This is a genomic window from Brevundimonas sp., from assembly GCF_035627475.1.
Taxonomy (GTDB): Bacteria; Pseudomonadota; Alphaproteobacteria; order Caulobacterales; family Caulobacteraceae; genus Brevundimonas.
The window spans coordinates 1-18,446 of sequence record NZ_DASPLR010000038.1; the positions used below are offsets into that span (position 1 = coordinate 1).

20 protein-coding genes are annotated in these 18,446 nt (G+C 68.7%); 7 read left to right on the forward strand and 13 right to left on the reverse strand.

The genetic code is table 11. The features are described 5' to 3' along the window. A partial coding sequence (locus tag VEA62_RS10030; protein WP_324821189.1) for a UDP-glucose/GDP-mannose dehydrogenase family protein occupies positions 1-1,144 on the forward strand: 1,144 nt, incomplete at its 5' end. Positions 1,145-1,468: 324 nt separating this feature from the next. Here VEA62_RS10030 and VEA62_RS10035 read toward each other — a convergent pair. Further along, positions 1,469-2,137: an OmpA family protein gene (locus VEA62_RS10035; RefSeq protein WP_324821191.1), complete on the reverse strand. Its 669-nt coding sequence runs from the start codon at positions 2,135-2,137 to the stop codon at positions 1,469-1,471. A 189-nt stretch (positions 2,138-2,326) separates the two neighbouring features. Between VEA62_RS10035 and VEA62_RS10040 the strand changes: the two genes are divergently transcribed. Further along, a complete protein-coding gene (locus VEA62_RS10040) occupies positions 2,327-3,292 on the forward strand; it encodes an isopenicillin N synthase family dioxygenase (protein WP_324821193.1) in 966 nt (321 codons plus the stop codon). 82 nt (positions 3,293-3,374) lie between these two features. Here VEA62_RS10040 and VEA62_RS10045 read toward each other — a convergent pair whose 3' ends face one another. The 9 genes from VEA62_RS10045 to VEA62_RS10085 form a co-directional block, all read right to left on the reverse strand. After that, positions 3,375-5,252 (reverse strand): ubiquitin-activating E1 FCCH domain-containing protein, encoded by a 1,878-nt coding sequence (locus VEA62_RS10045; protein WP_324821195.1) that lies wholly within the window; start codon positions 5,250-5,252, stop codon positions 3,375-3,377. A 139-nt stretch (positions 5,253-5,391) separates the two neighbouring features. Next, a complete protein-coding gene (locus VEA62_RS10050) occupies positions 5,392-7,272 on the reverse strand; it encodes a M2 family metallopeptidase (protein ID WP_324821197.1) in 1,881 nt (626 codons plus the stop codon). A gap of 86 nt (positions 7,273-7,358) precedes the next feature. After that, positions 7,359-8,069, reverse strand: a complete 711-nt coding sequence (gene mtgA, locus VEA62_RS10055) for a monofunctional biosynthetic peptidoglycan transglycosylase (RefSeq protein WP_324821199.1) — start codon at positions 8,067-8,069, stop codon at positions 7,359-7,361. 575 nt (positions 8,070-8,644) lie between these two features. Then, on the reverse strand, positions 8,645-9,616 hold the full coding sequence (locus tag VEA62_RS10060) for a WD40 repeat domain-containing protein (protein WP_324821201.1): 972 nt from the start codon (positions 9,614-9,616) through the stop codon (positions 8,645-8,647). A 48-nt stretch (positions 9,617-9,664) separates the two neighbouring features. Further along, positions 9,665-9,892: a DUF2093 domain-containing protein gene (locus VEA62_RS10065; protein ID WP_324821203.1), complete on the reverse strand. Its 228-nt coding sequence runs from the start codon at positions 9,890-9,892 to the stop codon at positions 9,665-9,667. After that, the gene (locus VEA62_RS10070) at positions 9,889-10,332 is read right to left on the reverse strand and encodes a DUF1330 domain-containing protein (protein WP_324821205.1); all 444 of its coding nucleotides are present in this window, start codon (positions 10,330-10,332) and stop codon (positions 9,889-9,891) included. Before VEA62_RS10070 ends, VEA62_RS10065 begins: the two co-directional genes overlap by 4 nt. After that, on the reverse strand, positions 10,329-11,435 hold the full coding sequence (locus tag VEA62_RS10075) for a GTP-binding protein (RefSeq protein ID WP_324821207.1): 1,107 nt from the start codon (positions 11,433-11,435) through the stop codon (positions 10,329-10,331). Before VEA62_RS10075 ends, VEA62_RS10070 begins: the two co-directional genes overlap by 4 nt. 38 nt (positions 11,436-11,473) lie before the next feature. Next, positions 11,474-12,445, reverse strand: coding sequence for a cation diffusion facilitator family transporter (locus tag VEA62_RS10080; RefSeq protein WP_324821210.1), 972 nt, complete (start codon positions 12,443-12,445; stop codon positions 11,474-11,476). A gap of 10 nt (positions 12,446-12,455) precedes the next feature. Continuing rightward, complete coding sequence (locus VEA62_RS10085; protein ID WP_324821212.1) at positions 12,456-13,115, reverse strand: hypothetical protein; 660 nt, start codon at positions 13,113-13,115, stop codon at positions 12,456-12,458. A 290-nt stretch (positions 13,116-13,405) separates the two neighbouring features. Between VEA62_RS10085 and rplU the strand changes: the two genes are divergently transcribed. From rplU to VEA62_RS10100, 3 genes are all read left to right on the forward strand, one after another. After that, positions 13,406-13,969 (forward strand): 50S ribosomal protein L21, encoded by a 564-nt coding sequence (gene rplU, locus VEA62_RS10090; protein ID WP_324821214.1) that lies wholly within the window; start codon positions 13,406-13,408, stop codon positions 13,967-13,969. Positions 13,970-13,997: 28 nt separating this feature from the next. Further along, the gene (rpmA, locus tag VEA62_RS10095; protein WP_324821216.1) at positions 13,998-14,276 is read left to right on the forward strand and encodes a 50S ribosomal protein L27; all 279 of its coding nucleotides are present in this window, start codon (positions 13,998-14,000) and stop codon (positions 14,274-14,276) included. 165 nt (positions 14,277-14,441) lie between these two features. Beyond that, positions 14,442-14,975 carry a GNAT family N-acetyltransferase gene (locus tag VEA62_RS10100; protein WP_414641882.1) on the forward strand — a complete coding sequence of 178 codons (534 nt, stop codon included), beginning with the start codon at positions 14,442-14,444 and terminating at the stop codon, positions 14,973-14,975. Between the two features lie 51 nt (positions 14,976-15,026). Here VEA62_RS10100 and VEA62_RS10105 read toward each other — a convergent pair whose 3' ends face one another. From VEA62_RS10105 to VEA62_RS10115, 3 genes are all read right to left on the reverse strand, one after another. Further along, positions 15,027-15,224, reverse strand: coding sequence for a hypothetical protein (locus VEA62_RS10105; RefSeq protein ID WP_324821220.1), 198 nt, complete (start codon positions 15,222-15,224; stop codon positions 15,027-15,029). A 166-nt stretch (positions 15,225-15,390) separates the two neighbouring features. Further along, on the reverse strand, positions 15,391-15,987 hold the full coding sequence (locus VEA62_RS10110; RefSeq protein WP_324821222.1) for a BA14K family protein: 597 nt from the start codon (positions 15,985-15,987) through the stop codon (positions 15,391-15,393). A 55-nt stretch (positions 15,988-16,042) separates the two neighbouring features. Then, on the reverse strand, positions 16,043-16,576 hold the full coding sequence (locus tag VEA62_RS10115; protein WP_324821224.1) for a hypothetical protein: 534 nt from the start codon (positions 16,574-16,576) through the stop codon (positions 16,043-16,045). 137 nt (positions 16,577-16,713) lie between these two features. Between VEA62_RS10115 and VEA62_RS10120 the strand changes: the two genes are divergently transcribed. Both VEA62_RS10120 and VEA62_RS10125 read left to right on the forward strand, forming a co-directional pair. Further along, positions 16,714-17,916 carry a threonine ammonia-lyase gene (locus VEA62_RS10120; protein WP_324821226.1) on the forward strand — a complete coding sequence of 401 codons (1,203 nt, stop codon included), beginning with the start codon at positions 16,714-16,716 and terminating at the stop codon, positions 17,914-17,916. After that, positions 17,897-18,445, forward strand: a complete 549-nt coding sequence (locus VEA62_RS10125) for an FKBP-type peptidyl-prolyl cis-trans isomerase (RefSeq protein WP_324821228.1) — start codon at positions 17,897-17,899, stop codon at positions 18,443-18,445. Before VEA62_RS10120 ends, VEA62_RS10125 begins: the two co-directional genes overlap by 20 nt. Position 18,446: the final 1 nt, after the last annotated feature.

An 18,446-nucleotide genomic window follows, 5' to 3' on the forward strand; every position in this document is an offset into this window, starting at 1 on the left:
GGTCGCCGCCAATGTGCGCGACGGGCGGCTGTCCTTCGCCCTGGACGGCGCCGAGGCCATCCGCTCGGCCGACGCGGTGTTCATCGCCGTCGGCACCCCGTCGCGTCGCGGCGACGGCCATGCCGACCTGTCCTACGTCCACGCCGCCGCCGAGGAGATCGCCGGCCTGATCGAGGGCTTCACCGTCATCGTCACCAAATCGACCGTCCCCGTCGGCACCGGCGACGAGATCGAGGCCATCATCCGCGCCCGCCGGCCGGACGCCGATTTCGCGGTCGTCTCCAATCCCGAGTTCCTGCGCGAGGGCGCGGCCATCGAGGACTTCAAGCGGCCGGACCGGATCGTCGTGGGAGCCGAGGACAAGCGCGCCCAGGCGGTGATGCGCGAGCTCTACCGCCCGCTGAACCTGAACGAGACTCCGATCCTGTTCACGGGCCGGCGCACGTCCGAACTGATCAAATACGCGGCCAACGCCTTCCTGGCGATGAAGATCACCTTCATCAACGAGATGGCTGACCTGTGCGAGAAGGTCGGGGCGGATGTGCAGCAGGTCGCGCGGGGCATTGGCCTGGACAACCGGATCGGGTCGAAATTCCTGCACGCAGGCCCCGGCTACGGCGGCTCCTGTTTCCCCAAGGACACCCTCGCCCTGGTGCGCACCGCCGTCGACGCGGGGTCGCCGGTGCGGCTGATCGAGACCACGGTCGAGGTCAATGACGCGCGCAAGAAGGCCATGGCCGGCAAGGTGGCGGCGGCGCTGGACGGCGACCTGGCGGGCAAGACGGTCGCCCTGCTGGGGCTGACCTTCAAGCCCAACACCGACGACATGCGCGACGCCCCGTCGCTGGAGGTTGCGCCGGCGCTGATGGCCATGGGGGCGACGGTGCAGGCCTTCGACCCCGAAGGCATGGCCGAGGCCGCGCACCTGTTGCCAGGCGTGGTCTTCAAGGACGGCCCCTATGACGCCGTTGAGGGGGCGGACGTCGTCGTCATCCTGACCGAATGGGACCAGTTCCGGGCCCTCGATCTGGACAGGGTCAAACTGCTGCTGCGCCAGCCGGTGATGGTGGATCTGCGCAACGTCTACCGGCCAGAGGACATGCGGGCCCGCGGCTTCCGCTACGTATCGATCGGCAGGCGCTAGGGAAGCGACGCCCGGACCAGGGGCGGCGGTTCCGCGGCCCGGGCTTCGGCCTGCGGGAGAAGGGCCCTCCCGGCGCCGATCACGAGCATCGCCGTCACCACCGCCGATACGACCGCGATCGCACCCAGCCTTATCCCGTCGGCGATTTCATGGTCCGGACGCACGCGTTTCCCCCGTCGAAACTGTGTTCGCTATCCAGCACCTGCGCCGGTCGGCCGCAAGTCACGGAACGGTGTCCGCCCGAAAAATAAAGGGCGGAGCCAAAGCTCCGCCCTTCATTGCTGCTGCGCCGCCGCTGCCCGCGCGGCGGCCCGGCGCAGGGCATCAGCCGCGGAACGGGCGGATGAGGATCTCCACGCGCCGGTTCTGCGCCTTGCCCTGGGCGGTGGCGTTGGTGGCCACCGGCTGGGTTTCGCCGCGGCCGTCGACGTAGAGACGGTCGGCGAGGACGTTGCGGCTGACCAGATACTGGGCGACCGACGAGGCCCTCTGGCGCGAAAGGTTCAGATTGTAATCCTCGGCGCCGTCGGAGTCGGCATGTCCGATGATGTCCACGATCGACTGGTCGTAGCGGTTGAGGACCGCGGCGACGTCATCGAGCGTGGCGTAGAAGCCGGGGCTGATCGACGACTGGTTGGAGGCGAAGGTCACGTCCGACGGCATGCGCAGGACCAGGTTGTCGCCCTGCCTCGCCACGCCGACGCCGGAGCCGGACAATTCGGCCTCCAGATCGCGCTGCTGGCGGTCCATATAGGCACCGACGGCCGCGCCGCCGAGCGCGCCGATGCCGGCCCCGATCAGGGCGTTCTTGCGGCCTTCCTCGGAGTTTGAGGTATTGGTCAGATAGCCCAGCACGGCGCCGCCGAGGGCGCCCGCGATGGCGCCCGTCCCGGTGTTGTTGCGACGCGGGGTCGAGCTGTACGGGTCGGTCGTCGTGCAAGCGCCGAGCAGGGCCACGACGCTGACGCCGGCGACGAGAATTTTGGCGTGCATGGTGGAATGATCCTTCCAGTTTCTGGTTGACGGCGGAACGCGGCCTTACGGTCAAGGTTCCCGTCCGCCACTCTGGAGAACGATCGGCGGGCGCGGTTTGATCTCGGGCAAGCCGTCGGCGCCCTTGCTTTGCCAAGATCAGCTCGCAGGGCGTATGGAAACGCCCGAATGTAGTTTTGAGGTCCCGCCATGGCCGACAGCCTGAGCACCACCGCCGCCCGCAAGGCGATCGAGCCCGTGTCGATGACGCTCTACGACACCGACTTCCAGGCCTTCGCCGACAAGCTGGGCACGTCCTTCAAGCGCTACGGCTTTGCGGTCATCGCCGACCACGGCCTGGACGAAACGGTGATCGGCGCCGCCCTGGACGACGCCAAGGCCTTCTTCGCCCTGCCCGAAGACGTCAAGCGCCAGTACCACCAGCCCGGCACGGGCGGCGCGCGCGGCCTGACCCCGTTCGGCGTCGAGGCGGCCAAGGGCGCGGCGACGGTCGACCTGAAGGAATTCTGGCACGTCGGGCGTGAACTTCCGGAGGGGCACCCCTACCGGAAATACATGCGCGACAACGTCTGGCCGACCGAGGTCGCTGGATTCCGCGAGCACCTGTACGGCATGTTCACGGCGATGGATCAGCTGGGCCGGAAGATACTGCGCGCCATCGCCCGCTATCTGCAGCTCGGCGATGACTTCTTCGAGGACAAGGTCGAGCTGGGCAACAGCATCCTGCGGATGCTGCACTATCCGCCGGTGCCGGCGGACGCGCCGGGGGTCCGCGCCGGAGCCCATGAGGACATCAATGTGATCACCCTGCTGCTCGGCGCCGAGGAGGCCGGCCTGCAGTTGAAGGACGCCGATGGCGAATGGCTGGACATCGCGCCGCCGCCGAATGCCCTTGTGGTCAATATCGGCGACATGCTGCAGCGGCTGACCAACCACGTGCTGCCGTCGACGACGCACCGGGTGGTCAATCCGGCCCCGGAGCGGCGCGGCTTCGCCCGCTATTCGACGCCGTTCTTCCTGCACTTCAATCCGGACTTCGTGATCGAAACCCTGCCGACCATGATCTCGGACGAGAACCCCGACCGCTACGCCGGCAAGGCGATCATGGCCGAGGACTTCCTGACCGAAAGGCTGAAGGAAATCCGTCTGATCTGAGTGGCGCTTTCGCGAGCGGCACGGCCGCTCGCCGCCTGACCCCGGATTTTCCCCGGGCGCCGGAGGACGTCGCGCCCCCGGCCTATTTGGAGATGCGCAGCTGGGTGATGTCCCGGCCGATCGCGGCGAAGGCTTCGGACAGGTCGCCACCGCTACCCGCGAGGTAGAAGTTGCTCGGGGTCGAGGCGCAGGACTGCAGCATATTGGCGGCGTTGCCCCCGGCGGTGATCTGGAAGCCGACGGTGTAGACCAGGATGCCCTGCGCCTTCATCGCCGTACACAGAGCCCGGCCCTGGTCGAACGGATTGCCGTTGTCCGCGTCGCAGTCGATCTTCTCGGAATTGTTGCCGGAGCCCGTCCCCGCCTGGCGCGAGATCACGCCCGAGCAGTAGGGGGTGTTGAACTCGCCGTCGGTCATGATGATCACGGCCTTAAGCGTCTCGGCGGTGTTGTAGGCGCTGGCCGCGTTGGAGGGCCACAGCGAGTTGAAATTCGGCGAGACCATGTACCAGCCCCAGCCGATGCCGATCTGGCCGGCCGTCGATCCCTCGACATCATAGCTGTCGATCATGGTCTTGAGGGCGTTCTTGTTGCTGGACAGCGGCTGGACGGTCGCGTCCAGGCAAGGGTTGGAGGAGCCCGGGTAGTTGCGGCCCACGCGCGAGCCGTAGGGCGAGGCGTCGGTATAGGCTTGCGCGCCGGTGCGTTCGGTCACGCAGTTGCTGATCCGGTTCGTCTGCAGGTCGCCGTACATGTTCTCGAAGGCGAAATAGGTGCAGCCCTGCTGGGCGCACCAGGCCGACCCGCCCGAGGTGTAGGGGGTCAGGGCCGACAGGTCGGGATCGATGGTGAAGGTGTTGGTCGTCGCATTGCCGACCAGGAAGGTCTGGTCGTTGATCTGCGTCATGCCGTTCACGCCGGTGATGTGAACGTACTGATTGTTGATCATGCCGTGTCCGTTCGACGTGATCGTGATCGAGCAGTCGTTGTTCTGGCAGCGCCGCACCTTGGCGTTGCCGGTGTAGGAGCCGTAGGAGCTGCCGTTCACGCGCGTGCCGCCGACGGTGTAGAGTTCGAAGGTGTTGGTGGTCTTGTTCCTGACCCGGTAGGCCTTGTTGTTCAGCTGCGTCATGCCGGTGGCGCCGGTGATCCAGACGATGTCGTCATTGCTGAAGCCGTGACCGGCCGAAGTGACGACGATCGGCCGGTCCTTGGTCGCGGCCGTGATGCTCATCTCCGTGCCGGTGAGGTTGATGACCGCGCCGGTGATCGCGGTGGACCCGATCGGCGTGCCGCGCACCGCATTGGCGTTGGAGCCCAGGTTGACGCCCATGGAATACGGCACCAGCGCGAGCTTGGAATAATAGGGCGTCTGGACCGGCTGGACGATGATGTCGACCAGGTCCTTCGCCGCCGCCTTCAGGTCGAGGATCCGCTGGCCGCCCATCGAGCCGGTGACGTCGAGCACCAGCGCCACCTCGATGTTGCGCGATGAGCGGTCGACCTCGGAGTGACTGCCGACGGGCAGGTAGTCGTCCATCAACTGGCCGTAGGGCGGCAGGAAGATGTTGGCGACAAGGGTCTTCACCTGCACCCGGGCGTCGGCGATGACCACGTCGTCGTCATTCAGGGTGAAGCTGGTCTGGTCCTCCTCGAGGGTGACGTTCGGATAGGCCTGCAGATTGGCCTTCAGCGCCGCAAGGCCGACCCGCTGAAGGTCGGCGTCGGCCGTGTAGGGCGACCGGGCCGCGGCCAGGGCGGCGGCGTCGAGCGCGTCCTGCAGGTTCACCTTGACGGTCGACATCCGGTGGATGTCGACGCCGCCGAAGGTCATCAGGATCAGCACCGGCAGGCTGAGGCCGAACAGCATGGCGACATTGCCGCGCATGTCTGCGGCCAGGGCCCGCGCGAGGCCTCTCGCGCCACCGAACACTCCGTCAATCCAGGTCTTCAGCCCCATCGCCGTTCCAGCCGTCATCCCGCCGGGAGCGCATGCCGCCCACGATCTTCCCGGCGAGTTTGGCGCAAGCCGGTTAAGAGAAGCGTCAACAGCGAAAGTTAACGACCCGCGTTCTTCGAGCCGCCGGACGGCTCGCGGCTCAGGCGTTCCAGCCGCAGTTCTTGCCGCGGTTCTGCTCGGTCAGCCAGACGTTCAGCGGCGCGAAATAGTCCGCGATGGCCGAGGCGTCGTTGCCGGTTTCACCGGTGAAGGCCTGCATCGCCTCGGGCCACGGACGCGACTGGCCCATCTCCATCATGGCGTTGAAGCGCTCGCCGACCTCCTTGTTGCCGTAGATCGAGCAGCGGTGCAGCGGGCCGGTCCAGCCGGCCTGCTGGCAGGCGGCGCGGTGGAACTGGAACTGGTAGATGTGGGCCAGGAAGTAGCGGGTGTAGGGCGTGTTGCCGGGGATGTGGTATTTGGCGCCCGGATCGAAGGCGTTCTCCGGACGCGGCCCGGGCGGCACAAGGCCCTGGTAGCGGAGCATGTTGGCAGTCCAGGCCTCGTTGTATTCGGCCGGTGAGGTCTCGCCGTTGAACACGTCCCAGCGCCAGCGGTCGACCATCAGGCCGAACGGCAGGAAGGCGATCTTGTCGAGCGCCATCTTGAGAAGGAAGGGGATGTCTTCCTCTTCGCCCGGCACGGTGTCGAGCAGGCCGATCTGGTTCAGATAGGTCGGCGTCAGGGCGGACAGGCCCACAAAGTCGCCGATCGCCTCGTGGAAGCCGTCGTTCGCCCCGTTCTTGAACAGGAAGGGCTGATCCTTGTAGGCGCGCTGGTAGTAGTTGTGCCCGAGTTCGTGGTGGACGGTGTAGAAGTCGTCGCCGTTGACCTGGGTGCACATCTTGATGCGGATGTCCTCGAGGTTGTCGAGGTCCCAGGCGGAGGCGTGGCAGACGACCTCGCGACCCTCGGGCCGGGTGATCATCGACCGCTCCCAGAAGGTCTCCGGCAGCGGGTCCAGACCCATCGAGACGTAGAAATTCTCGCCGGTGCGGACCATCTTCTCCGCGTCATAGCCCTTGCTGACCAGCAGTTGGGTCAGGTCGTAGCTGGACTCGCCGCCGGTGGTGGGGGCCACGACGTCGTAGATGTTGCCCCACTGCTGCGACCACATATTGCCGAGCAGGTCGGCGCGGATCGGGCCCGTGTCGGGCTGGACCTCGTCGCCGTATTTCGCATTGAGCCGGTCGCGAACATAGCAGTGCAGGTTCTCATAGAACGGCTTCACCTGTTCCCACAGGCGGTCGGTCTCGGCGGCGAAGGCGTCGGGGTCCATGTCGTAGCCGGCGCGCCACATGGCCCCGGTGTCGGCGAAGCCGAGCTCGCGCGAGCCCTCGTTGGCGATCTCGACCATGCGGGCGTAATCGTCGGCCATCACAGGGGAGACGGTGCGCCAGCCCTCGTAGAGCGCCTTCAGCTCCGCCGGGTCGCGCGACTCGGCCATCAGGATGGTGGCGTCATCGAGGGTGATCTGGCGGCCCTTGAACTCGAACTTGCCCGTCGCATAGGTCGAATCCAGGCGGGTGGTGATCTCCGCCAGTTCCCCGGCGGCGCCGGGCCGGTTCGGGGCCGGCAGGACGATGCCGAGGCGCAGCAGGTTCAGCTTGCGGCGGACGTCGGCCGGGACCTCGACGTCGTTGAAGCGGGCGGCGCCGTTGGCCAGTTCGACCTGGAGCTCGGTGTATTCGGCGTTGATCCGGCTCTCGAGCCACATGGTGTCGTGGGTGATGTTGGTGGCGCGGGTCCACTGGATGCGGGCGGCCTCTTCCGACAGGTCGGCCAGACGCTTCTCGGCCTCGGCGACGAAGGCGACGGCCGCTTCGGCGGTGGCCGGAGCCATGTCGGGGCCGGCCGCGGCGTCCGCGTCCGCACGCGCATCGGCGACGGCCATGTCGATGGCGGCGTCCTCGTAGCTGGCGCAGCCGGCGGCCAGGCCGAGGACCGAGGCGGCGGCGGCCGTCATAAGGATGCGTTTCATGTCTTCTCCCGGGGGGCGTTCAGACGGTTGCTCCGCCTTTTCGGCCCGCAGGTGAGGCGAGCGGAGCCGTGCCGTCAAGCGTGGCTTTAGCCGAGGACGCAGGCGGCGAGGCCGTCGTTGCGCACCGTGCCCATGGCCGCCAGCACGCGGGAGGCCCGGCGGCGGACATAGGGCCCGGGCGAGGACGCATTGTAGCGTCGGGGCGACGGCAGGATGGCCGCCAGCCGGGCCGCCTCGCGCGGGCTGAGGTCGGCGGCGGACTTGCCGAACCAGTGCCGCGCCGCCGCCTCGGCGCCGTAGACGCCCGGGGCCCATTCCGCGACGTTGAGATAGACCTCCATGACCCGGCGCTTGCCCCACAGCGTCTCGATCAGGACGGTGTAGCCCGCCTCCAGGCCTTTCCGGATCCAGTCGCGGCCGGGCCAGAGGAAGACGTTCTTGGCGGTCTGCTGGCTGATCGTCGATCCGCCGCGGATACGCTTGCCGCCGCGCTTCTCGGCCCGGGCGTTGGCTTTAAGCGCCTTCTCGATGGCCTTCATGTCGAAGCCGTGATGGGCGCAGAAGGTCGAGTCCTCCGAGGCGATCACGGCCTCCACCAGGCGCGGCGAGATGTCGTCCAGCGAGCGCCAGCGGTAGGACAGCCCCTCCCCCTCGATCGCGCGGCTGACCATCAGGAAGGTCATCGGCGGCGGGACCAGGCGGAGGACGGCGACGGAGGTCACGACCAGGCCGATGAGGACCAGCACGACCGTCAGGACCGGGCGGCCGCGTTTCTTGATCAAGGCCTGTTTCGCCATGACACGAGGGTGGAGCGGAAGCGTGGCCGGAGGCAAGGGGCGAGAGGTCAGGAAAAAGCGGGGGGGGGGCAGACTCGGCAGGGTCGGCAAAGGGTGGCGGAAATTTGGGGGGGCGGAGTCGGCAGAGTCGGCATCGGGTCCGAAGAGGTTCAACGACTTGCCGGTTCGCGCTGTCGGCTGCGCGGCTCCTGCAGCGGGAGGGATGGGGATCCACTTGTCAAAGACCAGCGTCCGGCGAGGGACATGGCGACCAGTATGGGGCCGTTTCCTTGTCAGGCGGGAAGAATGGATCGAGAAAATGCCATGTATCTGATAATGCAGCACATTCTCCGCACTATCCGACTATAATTTCGCGGATTGCCAGCACAGCGTCAGACGTCGCTTTCGTCATTCTCCGGCGAGGCGCAGCCGAGACCGGGGAACCCAGCGGCGCCGAAGGCGACCGGTCCGGGCAGGCTGTTGCGACAGCGATGCTCTCGGCAGTGTCGCGCTCGCGCGCCGCTGGGTCCCCCGGTTCCGCGCTTCGCGCGGCCCGGAGGATGCCGAAAGGAGGCACTGCATCCTCCCCGCAGCGATCAGCCCTCGGCCTCCCCAACCCCGGCCTGCCCGTCCTCGTCGGCCCAGGCGACGCGGCTCGCGTCCGCGCTCATGGCGAGGGCGGTGACAGCCGCGCCCTTTTCCGCCTTGAGGAAGTTCAGGCCCTGTCCCGCGGGATGGGCCAGCCAGACGCGGCCGTCGTTGAGACCGGCGGCGACCACGGAGTGCTTCGGCTGCGACGCCACCAGGGCGACGAGGCTGCCCTCGTCAAAGCCGATCTCGGTGGCCTCGCGGCCCATCGGGCCGTTCGAGCCGATGAAGGGCCAGAGCACGACGCCCTGCGCGCCCGACGTGGCCAGCAACTGACCGTTGCCGAGGAAGCTCATCGATCGGACCTTGGACGGATAGCCGCCCATGCGCAGGTTCTTCTGGTCCTTGATGCGCCAGCCGTGCAGCTGGTTGTCCTGCATCGCGGTGATGACGAAGGCGCCGTCAGGGGACCAGGCGACGCCGGTGTGGGACCCTGCCCATTTGAGCATGGTCGGCTTCTGGTCGGCGATGCGGGCGAACCACAGGGCCGCGCCGCCGTAGGTCGAGGTGGCGACGCGCCGGCCCTTGGGCTCGAAGGCCACCCCCGAGACGGTGCGTTCATGGATGAAGTCGCGACGGAAGCCCGCGTCCTTCGCATCGATCACCGACAGGGTCTTGCCGGCGGAGAAGGCGATCAGGCCGCTCTCGGCCGAGGCGTCTATCGCGTCGATCCACTGGCCTTTCGCGGTCGCCAGCACACCGGCCTCGCCGCGCCGGTGCCAGATCACCCGGCCGTCGTCGCCGCCGGTCACCACGCCGTCGCCGGAGGGGTGGACGGCGGCGCACAGGATGGCGCCGTCGTGGGCGGCGCTGAACTCGCCGCCCTCGAAGCGCACCGAGCCGTCGCCGAGGGCGAAGACGGCGCTGCTCCGGTCAAACAGGGCGGCGGTGACCTGGGCGTCGAAGGTGCGGGTTTTCATCAGATTTCGTTTAGAGGCCGCGGGGCGTGCGTCAACGTCGGCCCGGAGTCAGGCGCGGCCGTGCGTCTCGACCCAGCGGCCCGTCATCAGCGCCGCATTGGCGTAGGCCTCCTGCAGTTCGACGCTCCAGTAGGTGAGGCGCTCCAGCGGAATGGGCTTTCCGGAGACGGCGCAGACCACGTGGTCGCCGGGCCGCACCACGTCGAAATCCGGCGTGCCGTAGCGCAGGGTGGCCTGCCGTGATGCCGTCGGCAGCGGCTTGGGCGGCGGGTTCACCGGTCGGCTCCGAATTGAGCGCCCGGCCGCCGCGGATCGCACCGGATCAGCCGCGAGTCGGCGACCGCCGCCTGACGGTGGACCACGGCCGCCTGATATTCGGGGTCGCGCAGCATGCCGAGGAAGGCCTCGCCCGACGGATATTCGGCGATGAAGGCGAGATCCCAGACTTCGTCCGCCGGCCCGATCACCGTCAGCCGCGGCGTTCCCAGCCAGATCTGGCGACCGCCGGCCCGGGCGAACGGCGACGCGGCGGCGCGGCCGTAAGCGGCGTAGGCGTCGGCGCCGCTGACGTCGCGGGAAATGGCGGCGTCGACGTCCGGGGCGTAACCGGCGCGCTCGCGGAAGCGCAGCAGGTTCAGCATGGCGATCGGCTGGTCGAGCGGCAGGCCGCGGAAGGCCGCCATGGCCTCGCGGGTCGGATCGACCGCCCCGGTCATGCGGCGCAGGCCTCGAAGCCGGCCTTCAGCGCCGCCTCGTCGAGGTCGCGGCCGATGAACACCGCGCGGGACCATCGGCGCTCGGTCGGGCCCCACGGCTTCTGCAGCTCGCCCTCGAGGATCATGTGTACGGCCTGGAAGACCAGCCTGCGATCCTCGCCGGCCACGTCGATGATGCCCTTGGCGCGCAGGATGTTCTGGCCCTGCTCGCCCAGCAGACGATCGAGCCAGGCGGTGAATTTGGTCCCGTCCATTGGCCGGTCGAGCGACAGGGAGATGCCCTTGATGTCGTCCTCGTGGGCATGGCCGCGCGCGCCGTGGGCGTGCTCGTGCCCGTCCGCGTGGTGGTGATGGTCGTGATCGTGATCGTGGTGGTCGTGGCCGCAGTGCTCGTCGTGGACGTGGCCTTCCTCGCCATGGGCGGGATTGGCGAACTGCGGATTGATGTCGAGGATTCGCTCCAGGTCGAAGCCGCCGAGGCCCAGCACCTGGTCCAGCGGCACGTCGGCGCGCTCGGCGCGGGTGATCGGGGCCAGCGGATTGAGCTTGCGCAGACGACGCTCGACCTCGGCCAGTTCCTCTTCCGAGGCGAGGTCGACCTTGTTGAGGATGATGCGGTCGGCGAAGGCGACCTGCTCGCGCGCCTCCTTCGAGTCGTCCAGCCGGGCCATGACGTGTTTCGCGTCGACCAGGGCGGTGACGCTGTCCAGCTGCGTCTTCGCCTTGACGTCCTCGTCGACGAAGAAGGTCTGGGCCACCGGGCCGGGGTCGGCGAGGCCGGTGGTCTCGACGATGATGGCGTCGAAGGCGGGCTTGCCGGGGCGCTGGCGCTTCATCAGGCCGGCCACGACCCGGATCAGGTCGCCGCGCACGGTGCAGCAGACGCAGCCGTTGTTCATCTCGAACACGTCCTCGTCGGCGCCGACCACCAGATCGTTGTCGATGCCGATCTCGCCAAACTCGTTGACGATCACGGCGTAGCGCTTGCCGTGGTCCCCGGTGAGGATGCGATTGAGCAGGGTGGTCTTGCCGGCGCCGAGATAGCCGGTGAGGACGGTGACGGGGATCTTGCCAGAGGTTTGGCCGGAGGCGGTGTCGGTCATGGGCCGCTAGATGGCGGCTGCGAGGCCGCTTGTGAAGGTCAGCAGTCGGGACAATCGGGCAGGGGGCCGGCTTCCAGCTGCAGGGTGGTGTGGCGGATGGAGAAGCGGGCCCGGGCCATCCGGTGCGCCTCGGCCAGCAGGGCTTCCGGGTCTGGCCGGTCGTGGACCAGGTGGGCGGTCAGGGCCGTTTCGGTCGTCGACAGGCCCCAGACGTGCAGGTCGTGCACGGCGCCGACCCCCGGCAGGGCGAGGAAGGCGGCGCGGATCGCCTCCACGTCGACGCCGCGCGGGGCCGCGTCGAGGGCGAGATTGACCGAGTCCCTGAGCAGGCCCCAGGTGCCCCACAGGATCACCGCCACGATCACCAGACTGACCAGGGGATCGATGATCGACCAGCCGGTGAACAGGATGGCCGCCCCGGCGATCACCACCCCGATCGAGACGGCCGCGTCGGCCATCATGTGCAGCCAGGCGCCCCTTGCGTTGAGATCGGTGTGCCGGTCGCGCATGAACAGCAGGGCGGTGCCGAGGTTGATGACGAAGCCGACGGCGGCGACGCCCATGATCAGGCCCGACATCACCGGCGCGGGCTCGGCCAGGCGACGCACCGCCTCGATCGCGATGCCCCCGCAGGCGAAGATCAGCAGCAGGGCGTTGGCCAGGGCGGCCAGAACCGTCGCCTTGCCGTAGCCATAGGTCTTTCCGGGCCCGGCGGCCCGACGGGCCAGCCAGGCCGCGCCGCCGGCCATGGCCAGCCCCAGCACGTCCGACAGGTTGTGCCCGGCGTCAGCCAGCAGCGCGGTCGAGCCGCTGTAGACTCCGGCGCCGAACTCGATGCCGACGAAGGCCAGGTTGACGATCAGGCCGACGGCGTAGCGCCAGTCGCCGGTGTCGACGGGGCCGTGGTGGTGGTGGCCGTGGTCGTGGCCATGGGAGCCATGACCGTGGGAGCCGTGACCGTGGGCTCCGTGGTCCCGGTGGTTGTGGGTGTGGCCGTGGGTATGCGCCATCCTCAGAGCTTTAGGGCTGATAGAGGACGACGAGAAGGCCGATTGCGATCAGCGCCAGCCCCAGCACCGCGCCCTCGTAGCGCGCCCAGCGCTCCAGCCGCAGCACCGACCAGCCGGCGCGCGCCAGAAGGGTGAAGAGCGCCATGCCGGCCACGGTGCCCGCCGCGAACACGGCGGTCAGCGCTCCGAGGACGGCAAGCCCCTGCTGCGCCTGGTTCAGGTAGAAGGGCAGCAGCACCTCGCCGGGCGAGATCGCCATCACCACCACCAGTCCGAGGAAGGCGGCCGTGTGGGACACCGCCGGTTCGGTCATCTCCAGTTGCGGGCCGATCGCCGTCTGCGGCCCCCGGATCGCCGCGCGGAGCAGATAGAAGCCGCCGAAGGCCAGCAGAAGGGTCGCCGACAGATACGGCAGCAGCCCGGCGATCCACTGATCGAGGGCCAGGCCCGCCAGCACGATCAGGCCGCCCACGAAGGCCGTCGTGGCGATGTGCGCGAGCCCGGCTGTGGCCACGGCGGCGAGCACCCGCGGAAGGCTCCAGCGCTGGGCCCGGCCGACGAGAACGAACGGCAGCCAATGGGTCGGCAGGGCCGCATGCAGGAAGGCGGTCGCGAACCCGCCTCCCAGCAGGGACAGCAGAACGGTCTGTTCGAAGGCGGGCGGCGTCATCGCCGCCTCTCTAGCGTGTTACTTTATAACAGTCCAGAGCGCCGGGAGGCGGCCGGCCGTCGCCGGGATCCGCCGCGCAGCCGGGGATCGCCGCGCAATCGATGCAGCACGTGGCGCGAACTTTGTCCGCCGCCCGGGTCCGGCCCCCCGGAGGGCCAGACGCTCCGGAAATGCCCTGAAGGCCGGGTTTCGCGTTGACTCGGCGACCCCCTTCCGTATATGTCGCCGCTCTTCGCCCGAGGGGGACCCCCGTCGGGCTTATTCTTTTTGCGTTTCGCTGAGGCTTCAACATGTACGCGGTGATCAAGACCGGCGGCAAGCAGTACCGGGTTCAACCGGGCGACGTCATCGTGGTCGAGAAGCTCGACGGCGATGCCGGCTCGAACGTGTCGTTCGGCGACGTGCTGATGCTGGGCGGCGACAAGGGCATCACCCTCGGCGCCCCGACCATCGCCGGCGCGACCGTCGCCGCGACCCTGGTGGAAACCCGCAAGGGCGAGAAGATCAAGATCTTCAAGAAGATCCGTCGCCAAGGCTACCGCCGCACCAACGGCCACCGCCAGATGGAATCGGTCCTGCGCATCACCGGCATCGAGGGCGCCGGCGAGAAGGCGAAGTGGGACGGCGAAACCTCGCTGATGACCAAGGCCGAGATGAACCTGCGCGCCCGCGGCCTCGCCCCGCGCGTCGAGGAGACCGAAGCCAAACCGGCGAAGAAGGCCGCGGCTCCGAAGGCCGCCAAGGCCGAAGCCGCTCCGGCGACCGAAGCCGCCGCTGAAAAGCCGGCCGCCAAGAAGGCTCCGGCCAAGAAGGCCGCGCCCAAGGCGAAGCCCGCCGCCACCGACGAAGCGTAAGAACAGTTAGAGACGAGGGAGCAGACCTATGGCTCACAAGAAATCCGGTGGTTCGTCGCGCAACGGTCGCGACTCCGAGTCGAAGCGCCTCGGCGTGAAGAAGTTCGGCGGCGAGCGCGTGCTGGCCGGCAACATCCTCGTGCGTCAGCGCGGCACCACCTTCCACCCGGGTGAGAACGTCGGCCTCGGCCGCGACCACACCCTGTTCGCCACCACCCACGGCTCGGTCAAATTCACCACCAAGCGTGGCGGCCGCTGCTACGTGTCGATTCTTCCGGCCACCGAACAGGCCATGGCCGCCGAGTAGCGCGAACACCGACTGACACCCGGATCGCGCAAGGCTCGAGAGCCGCGATCCGGACCAGGGAATATTTCCGCGGGGAGTCTGGATCACCAGGCTCCCCGTTTCCGTTCCCCGCCTCGAAGCCGTCCGAGCCCTCCAAGGAGGCGGCGAGAACACCGAGGCCGCCTCATGTGCGTGATTGAACCCTCCCCTGTCGTCGAGACACGGCGCCTGTCGTTGCGCGCACCGGCCGCGCAGGACGTCAGCCGGCTGGCCACGCTGGCCAACGACCCGGATATCGCCCGGATGACCCTGCGCATGCCGCACCCGTATTCGGTCGAGGACGCCGAGGCCTTCGTGCTGGCGGTGGCCGGGCAGGACCCCGCCCGGGCCGCGACCTTCCTGATCGAGCACGAGGATCACGGACCCGTCGGCGTGATCGGCCTGTTCGAGGACAGCGATCCCGCTCCCGAGGTCGGCTACTGGATCGGACGTCCGTTCTGGGGCCGCGGCTATGCGACCGAGGCGCTGGAGGGCGCGCTGGCATGGGCGTCGAAGCGCTGGCGCCGGCGGGCGCTGGTCGCCGGTCATTTCACGGACAACCCGGCCTCGGGCCGCGTGCTGGAGAAGGCAGGCTTCCTCTACACGGGCGAGGTGCGCCGCGGCTTCAGCAAGGCGCGGGCGGGCGAAGCGCGGACCCGCCGGATGGTCTGGCTGGCCTGATGGACATTCTGTCCGCTCGTCCCGGCGAAGGCCGGGATGAGCGGAGCGGGATTATCCGAACAGGGTGGGGCCGAACACCGCGGCCAGGGCGACCGCGCCGGCTCCGACGGCCACGACCGCGCCGGCGATGAACGCCATCCAGGTCCGCGCCGCGCGCTGGCGGCGCAGACCGCTGGTCTTGACCGACCTCAGCATGACGCCGGGCTTGGGCCCGAAGACTTCCGAGCCAGAGATATTGTGCTGGGACATGAACGCGCTCCCTGATCCACCGCCCCTTGCGGGTCAGGAGGAGCCAAGCGGTGCGCACAAGGCGAAACAATGGCGAACGCCGCTCACCCACCGTTCCGTGATCGGATGAACAATGTTTGGGGCGCCGTCGCGCGCGACGCGGTCGCTCGCTGCTAGAGCGCGCTGCTCAGCCGCAGAAGATCAGCCGTCCGCTATAGGCGCGGTAGTAGCCGCTGCCCGGGTCGTATGAACGGTAGTTGGCGAGGCACCAGTCGATGCGGCCCGGATCGCGGCCGCCGCCGTGGTCCCGACGGCCATCCCCGCCGCCGCCATAGACGAGATCCGGCCGACCATAGGCGCCGTGGTAGGCGGCGCCCTGCCCGTAGCCATGGCCGTAACCCTGACCATAGCCGTAGCCATAGCCCCGGCGACGGGTCGAGTACCGCCCGTCATAGCCGTAATCGTGGGCGCGACCGTAACGGCCGTGATTGCCGCCATAGCCGGCGAGGGCCCGGTAGTCGCGTCGCGCCTGCGGACTGACCCGGCGCCGCTGGTCGCGCCAACGGGCGTGGCAGTCGGTGCGGCTGGCGTCCCAGAAGGCGTCGCAGCGGTAGTCGCCCGGCCGGTCGAGCTGGCTGCGCCAGTCGAAGGCCGAGGGAGCCCAGTTCGAGCCGCCCCGGCCATGCCCGTGCCCGCTGTTGCCCCAGGACTGGGCCGCCGCCGGACCCGCCGCGAGCGCAAGGGCGGAGGCGACGATCAGCGAAATCAGGAGCGGGCGGCGCATGGTTAATCCTCCAGAGCGGCCCGGTACGCGGCCTGAAAAGACGGCTGACGAACGCTTACAGGGTGACGGAAACGCGCCCGCCGCGGGTGTCGACGTGGCGCATCAGCACCACGCGCTCCTCGCCGCCGGCGCTGACCGGAGCGATGACGAACCAGCCGCCGTCAGGCAGGCCGGAGAAGCTGAAGCACCCGTTCTCGCAGGTCGTGGAGCGGACGTAGGAACGATAGTCGGCGTTGGGATCCGGCACGGTGCGGGCCCGCACGATCGCTTCCGGCACGGCGGCCCGGTCGGTGGAGCCGTACAGCGTGCGGAAGCGGGCGCGCGTGTAGGGGGTGTCGGGGGTCAGGGCCACCGAGCCGGTGCAGTTGTAGACCTGGCCGTTGCGGCGATAGTCGACCCGTCCGTCGATCGACGCGCTGCCCGACCGGGTCGACCAGGCGAAGTCATCGGCGCGGAACACGCCCGGCGCCGGCCCGGGGCCGAAACCGCCGTCCATCGGCACGGTCTCGCAAGCCGCCAGCAGGCCGCCGAGCGCCAGAACGGCGATCGCGGGCGCGAGGGGCTTTCGGAATGTCTTCTGGGCGGCCATGGGCTCTCTCCGTCACGGGTGCGGGCAGAACGTGCGGATGAGACGCTCAACGCCGCTGCAAGGTCAAGGTTGCGAGCCTCCGGACGCTGGTCCAAAAGCTCGGGCAACCCGGCGCAGACCGGGTATAGGGAAACCCCATGACAGTCACGTTTGACGATATTCTGGCGGCGCGGGAGCGGATCGCCGGCCAGGTCGACCGCACGCCGGTGCGCTACTCCCGCAAGCTGTCGCAGCTGACCGGGGCCGAGGTCTGGATCAAGTTCGACAACCTGCATTTCACCGGCAGCTTCAAGGAGCGGGGAGCCCTGAACCGGCTGCTGCAGCTGTCGCCGGAAGAACGGAAGCGGGGCGTCGTGGCCGCCAGCGCCGGCAACCACGCCCAGGCGCTCGCCTATCACGGGGCCCGGCTGGGCGTGCCGGTCACCATCGTCATGCCGGAGGGCACGCCTTTCGTGAAGGCCGACGGCACCCGGGCCCATGGCGCGACCGTGGTGATCAAGGGGGCCGACTTCTCAGGTTCGACCGAGGAGGCGCACCGGTTCCGCGACGAGGAGGGCATGGTCTTCATCTCGGCCTTCGACGACGCGGGCATCGTCGCGGGCCAGGGCGTGTGCGGCCTCGAATTCATGGAGGACGCGCCGGATCTGGACGTGCTGATCGTTCCCGTCGGCGGCGGCGGGCTGATCGCCGGCACGGCCATAGCGGCCAAGGGACTCAAGCCCTCGATCCGCATCTTCGGGGTCGAGGCCGCCATGTATCCTTCGTTCTCGGCGAAGCGCCGGGGAGAGATCCCGAAATGCGGCGGCCAGACTATAGCCGAGGGTATCGCGATCAAGGCCGTCGGCGACATTCCGTTCGCCCTGGCCGATCCGCTGGTCGAGGAGATGCTGGTCGTCGACGAGGCCGACTTCGAGAAGGGCGTCGCCTTCCTCGCCACGCTGGAGAAGACGGTCGCGGAAGGCGCCGGAGCCGGCGGGCTGGCGGCGCTGCTCGCCCATCCGGACAAGTTCCGGGGGCTGAAGGTCGGCCTCGAGCTGACCGGCGGCAATATCGATTCGCGGATGCTGGCCGTGGTGCTGAACCGGGAGCTGGTGCGCGAGAAACGGCTGGTGGTCTATCGCATCCTGGGCGACGACCGGCCGGGGATGCTCTCGAAAATGAGCGCGGTGATCGGCGGCCTCGGCGGCAACATCATCGACGTCGTGCATAACCGGCTGGCGCTGGACGTCCCCGCAAAGGGGGCGGAGTTCGACATCATGGTCGAGACGCGCGGCGAGACGCATGCGGACGAGATCAGACACGGACTGGAAGAGGCAGGCTATGCGCTACGGATGGGCTAGGACGGCGGCGGTGTTGGCCATGGCGGCGGCCCTGGCCGCGTGTGGCCGGGGCGAGGCTCCGGCGGTCGGCCGGGAGGCCGCCGAAAATCTGCGCGCGGCCGAGTTCTTCATGGCCTCGAATGCCCGCGCGGCCGGCGTGCAAACCCTGCCGTCAGGGGTCCAGTACAAGGTGACCCAAGCCGGGCCGCCCGGTGGCGAAAGCCCCGACAGCAATGACCTGGTGAGCGTCGACTACGAAGGCGCGCTGACCGACGGCACGGTGTTCGACAGTTCCTTCCAGCGCGGGCAGCCGGCCGTGTTCACCCTGGAGGAAGGCATTTCCGGCTCGATCATCCCGGGCATGCGCGAGGCGCTCCAGCATATGAGCGTCGGCGACGAGTGGCTGGTCTACATCCCCCCGCAGCTGGGTTACGGCGAGCAGGCCTCGGGCCCGATCCCGCCCAACAGCGTGCTGGTCTTCCGCCTCAAGCTGCTCGACGTGGCGGCGGCGCCCGGCGGCTCGACCGTCATCGCGACGGCGAACGGCTGAG